Source organism: Flavobacterium sp., from assembly GCF_035456225.1.
In the GTDB taxonomy this organism is placed as follows: domain Bacteria; phylum Bacteroidota; class Bacteroidia; order Flavobacteriales; family Flavobacteriaceae; genus Flavobacterium.
This window is the reverse complement of the sequence record NZ_DATIDM010000059.1, coordinates 1-5283: the sequence shown is the minus strand read 5'-3', so window position 1 is coordinate 5283 and position 5283 is coordinate 1. Positions and strand designations below refer to the sequence as shown.

The window sequence follows — 5283 nt, the reverse complement described above, 5'->3', positions numbered from 1 at the left end:
TTCCGTGTCTTTAATCTTGTTAGCCAAGTGTAATAACTGAATTTCGCAGATTTCAATTCCGTTAGGGATTGTTTTTTCTTCAAATTTCTGTTTGATGATTCTTTCGATAGCCGAAATTTTACGCAATTCACTTTTCGTGATAATTACGATGGAAGTACCTAATTTTCCTGCACGACCTGTACGGCCAGAACGGTGGTTGTAGGTTTCGATTTCATCCGGTAACTGGTAGTTTACTACGTGTGTTACGTTGTCTACGTCGATTCCGCGGGCAGCCACGTCTGTAGCAACCAACATCTGGATCTGACGTCCACGGAATGATTTCATTACCCCGTCACGTTGCGCCTGAGATAAATCCCCGTGTAAAGCAGCAGCGTTGTATCCGTCTTCGATTAATTTTTCGGCAATCGCCTGAGTGTCTCTTTTTGTACGACAGAAAACTACCGAGAAAATATCCGGGTTAGCATCCGCCAAACGTTTTAGAGCCTCGTAACGGTCACGGGCATTTACTAAGTAAAATTCGTGAGAAACCGTTGCTGAACCTGAGTTCTTATGTCCTACCGTAATTTCTACCGGTTCTGACATGAATTGTTTTCCGATGCGTGCTACTTCAGCAGGCATGGTTGCGGAGAATAACCAAGTGTTTTTCTCCTCTGGTGTGTCCGATAAAATGGAACAAATATCGTCGTAGAATCCCATGTTTAACATCTCATCTGCCTCATCCAAGATACAGAAATCGATGTTTTTAATGTTTACAAGACCTCTGTTAATCATGTCCTGCATTCTACCTGGCGTAGCCACAATAATCTGTGCGCCACGTTTTACCTCTCTAGCTTGTTCTGTAATGCTTGCACCACCATAAACAGCCACAGTATGTAACCCCTTTATGTACTTTGAGTATAATTTAATCTCGTTGGTGATTTGTAAGCATAATTCTCGCGTCGGCGATAAAATTAATGCCTGAGTATTTCTGTTCTCAGCATCAATTTTTTGAATTAGTGGAAAACCAAAAGCGGCGGTTTTCCCTGTACCTGTTTGCGCTAGGGCAACTAAATCTGTGTTTTGTTCCAATAGTACTGGAATCGCTTTTTCTTGCACTTCTGACGGATTCTCAAATCCTAGATCTTTAATCGCCAGCAGTAGCGACTCATTCAATCCTAATTGTTCAAATTTATTCATAAAATATTTTAAATTGGGTGCAAAGGTATTGTTTATTAATGGAATAAACTAATGCAAAATTCAATATTAAAATTTTATTACGAATTGAAAATCAATAAGTTACTGTTTTAAAAAAGCAACTAATTGAGCAACAGCCCTGCCGCGATGGCTTATGGCGGACTTTTCTTCGAGTGAAATTTGAGCAAAAGTATCAGAAAAACCTTCGGCAATAAAAATTGGATCGTAACCGAAACCATTGCTTCCGATTGGTGCTTTTGTGATTTCTCCGTTGATGATTCCGGTAAAAAGGTGCTGATCGCTATTTAAATTTAGGGCGATAACGGTTTTGAAATTTGCTTTTCGGTTGGTTTCGTTTTTCAGAAGATCCAGCACTTTATTGATATTGTCGTTGTCATTTCGCTGCGGCCCTGCAAAACGCGCGGAATAAACACCCGGAGCTCCGTTTAGCGCTTCTATTTCCAAACCGCTGTCATCGGCAAAGCAGTTGTAACCGTAATGTTCAGTAACATAATTTGCCTTCAGGATGGCGTTGACTTCGATAGTATCGGCTGTTTCGGGAATATCTACATCGCAACCAATATCCTCCAAAGATAAAATGGAAATACTATCCGGAAGTAATTGCTGGATTTCTTTTATTTTATTCTTGTTGTTGGAGGCGAAGACCAGTTGTAACATGTTTCGTTGTTGTGGGTTAGTTGCAAAGACTGCAAATATAGCTGTTTGGGGAATATAGTATTAATAAAAAAATCTCAAACTCTTTTGGAATTTGAGATTTGAATTTTGAAACCTTTAGGCTTACTTTTTAATGAATTTCAAGGTTTTAACAGCGTTATCTGAGGTTACTTTAATCAGATAGGTGCCAGACTGCAAACTTGAAACATCAATTGTGTCTTCGTTAGCATTAATGGCTTTTGCTAAAACTTCCTGACCTAATAAATTATAAATTGCCGCTGAAGTAATTTCACCATCATTTGAAACCGTTAAAATGTCTTTTACAGGATTTGGATACACTTTTAAATTTTGTGCATTAAAACTTGCTGAACTTAAAGTAGTCGGACAGTTTACTACAGTAAGATTGCTGTTATTTGTAGTGTTTCCTAAACCTAGCTGACCTAAATCATTTTTTCCCCATGCTGAAATTTCTCCTGACGATTTTCTAGCCACTCCGAAATAACTTCCTGCTTCTATGTCCAACCAATCAGTAGCTGTTCCTATTTGAGCCGGACTAAAATGATCGCCATCAATTGTACCCAATCCTAATTGCCCGTAATTATTGTATCCCCAAGCCCAAAGCGTACCATTGTTTTTTATGGCAATGGTGTGATAGGTTCCTGTTACTACTTTTGTCCAATCTGTATCCGTTCCTACTCGGGTTGGTTGAAATGGCGAACTATTGTTTCCAATACCCAGTTGCCCGAAACCATTTGTTCCCCAAGCCCATAAAGTTCCGTCAGATCTAACGGCTAAACTAAATAAGTCGCTGGCGCTTGCAGAAAGCCAAGTGTTTCCTCTGACTACAGGAGCAGTTTGATTCTCAGTTGCAGTAATTCCTAATTCTCTTGAAGCATTTCTTCCCCAAACCCATAAAGTGTTATCCGTTTTAATGGCTAAACTATGATTTGACCCCGTTGAAATACTTTTCCAATTGGTAGCAGTACCGACTTGTGTTGGTGTTGATACCGAATAAATGCCGCCCAGTCCTAATTGTCCGCTTGCACCATAACCCCATGACCAAAGCGTACCATCGGTTTTAATGGCTAAACTATGTGCACTACTGCCAACAGTAGTACTTAGCCAATTGGTATCCGTTCCCAATTGGATTGGGGATAACCTGTTCGTTGTATCTCCCAGTCCTAATTGTCCATTATTATTGGAACCCCAAACCCATAAAGTTCCGTTTGTTTTAATAGCTGAAGAGGGAGAAATGGATTGCCAATCGTTATCCGTTCCTATTTGAGTGGGTGCTATTCGGACAGTGGTATCTCCTAAACCTAATTGGCCACTGGGATTATTGCCCCAACTCCATAAGGTCCCATCACTTGCAATGGCAATTGTATGACCGTTTGCAGATGCGATTTTTAACCAACAGTTGTTTTGTCCATAGGACAGTGTTCCTGATGCAATCAGGAGAAGTAAAGTAAAGATTTTGTTCATAAGTATATTTAGTTTGGTTTTCAAGACTGTAAGTATTTTATATCTATTTTTTTTAAAAACGGAGCCTAAGGTAAGATTATTTTTATGTTTTAAACTATTGTTTTATTGTTATTTTATCAGTAATGTTTTCAAACCTGTTGCAATATTAAAGCAAAGAAAAATACAGATTTTAATGAATGAATATTCGTTGATTTTGAAATGAAATTCGTGGTACTTTCACTGAAATCCGTTCCAGACTTTCTTTATTAATTTGATAAGAAATGTGATGACGAAGAATGCAAAAATAAAACCAGTTGATTGACTGGCTTATAAAGGTTAGGTGCAAAATTTGTTATTATGGTTTAAAACATTTCTTAAAAATTGGAAGGATAACTGGGATTGTTGATTTTTTGCACATCAAGATAGAAGGAAGAAAAGAATCTTGGCATGGAAACTAAAGGTAATTCTTCCCTCATTCCTTTCTTGAGGTTTTTTACCGCTTTACTCAAAAACTACGCTAATGCTCTCATGAAATTTGTTGTTTCGAGTTTGTTTTTCAAAAATAGATGAAATGAAAACCAGAATTTTAACCAATGAACATCCGATTGTTTCTGAGAGATATTCGTTAGAATTTAAGAGATATTCGCTTTTTTATAAATTTTATGCCTGAAACTTTTCAAGCAATACCAAAAACTCTTCTTTTTTGCGAACCGAAAGCGGTATGTTAATTTTGTTTTTCATGACAATAGTGTTTCCACCATCCGTTTTTATAAAATGATCGAAATAGGCCATGTTTATTAAATGCGACTGATGTGTGCGAAAAAAGTTGTGAGGAGTCAGCAAGCTTTCATATTCTTTGAGATTAGTCGAAACCACTAACTTAGGAGCATTTATGAAATGAAACGTAGTGTAGTTTTTATCCGATTCGCAATTTACAACATCTTGAATATTAACAGAATAAATTCTATCGGCAGTTTTAAGAATAAGATTTTGAAGGTTTTTAGGTCTTTCCAGATTAGCAAACAGATTACTGAGTTTCACATCAAAAATTTCCTTACTAAGTGAATTTTCTACTTTTCTTATCGCTTCTGTCAAATCATCAGAATCAAGAGGTTTTAGCAAATAATCAATGGCAGAAAACCGGAAGGCCTTAACGGCAAAGTCTTCATAACCTGTAATGAAAATGACTTTAAAATTGATTGGTTTTACTTTTTGAAGCAAATCAAAACCGGTTCCATCAGGCATTTCAACATCTAAAAAAACAAGATCGGGCGACAATTGTTTTATGATTTTTACACCGGATGCTACAGAATCAGCTTCGCCTATTAAGGAAACCGTAGGGCAGGTAGCTTTAATTATGGCGCTGTTTTTTTTTCGGATATTCTCGATATCATCAATAATTATGGCTCGTAACATGTGCTTTTTAGTTTTCGTAAATATAAGGGATTTCAAAGCTGACTTTTGCCCCAACAATATTTTCATCATTGTCTTTTATGTTATCGGTCAGCACTGCAAAATTTTGGTTTTTGGTATAGCCTATCAAACGTTCTTTGGTAATGGTCATCGCTAATGATTTATGACCCGTTGTTTTTTGGGACGTTTCAAATCCTTTTCCATTATCAGAAACATTAAAAAACAATTTGTTCTCTTTTAAATAAAAACTGATATCTATTTTGCCTTTTTCTGTTTTGTTGCTTAGGCCATGCTTAATGGCATTTTCTATAAATGGTTGTGTTAACATCGGTGGCAGTAACAAGGTTTCCATATCGATTGCATCGTCTACTGCCAATTCATAGTTAAACTTATTGCTGTATAAAAGTTGTTGAATGACGAGATAGTTTTCAATCATTTCTACTTCTTCAGCTAATGAAATGTAGTTTTGGGTCGAATTTTCGAGAATTTGTCTTGTCAATTTGGAGAACTTGGTAAGATAATTTACGGCGTCTTGATCTTGGTTGTTGTAAATTAAACTTT

The 5283-nt window shown here is 36.9% G+C and carries 5 protein-coding genes; all 5 read right to left on the bottom strand.

Features of this window, described 5'->3' with window-relative positions:
• Nucleotides 1–1176, bottom strand: a 1176-nt coding sequence (locus VLB74_RS03445) for a DEAD/DEAH box helicase (RefSeq protein WP_325202062.1), incomplete at its 3' end; no start/stop codon positions are given.
• Nucleotides 1177–1275: 99 nt separating this feature from the next.
• Complete coding sequence (locus VLB74_RS03440; protein ID WP_325202061.1) at nt 1276–1851, bottom strand: non-canonical purine NTP diphosphatase; 576 nt, start codon at nt 1849–1851, stop codon at nt 1276–1278.
• Between the two features lie 120 nt (nt 1852–1971).
• Nucleotides 1972–3330 (bottom strand): T9SS type A sorting domain-containing protein, encoded by a 1359-nt coding sequence (locus tag VLB74_RS03435; RefSeq protein ID WP_325202060.1) that lies wholly within the window; start codon nt 3328–3330, stop codon nt 1972–1974.
• 639 nt (nt 3331–3969) lie between these two features.
• A complete protein-coding gene (locus VLB74_RS03430) occupies nt 3970–4725 on the bottom strand; it encodes a LytR/AlgR family response regulator transcription factor (protein ID WP_325202059.1) in 756 nt (251 codons plus the stop codon).
• Between the two features lie 7 nt (nt 4726–4732).
• Nucleotides 4733–5283 (bottom strand): sensor histidine kinase (locus tag VLB74_RS03425; RefSeq protein WP_325202058.1); only part of this gene is annotated, 551 nt, incomplete at its 5' end.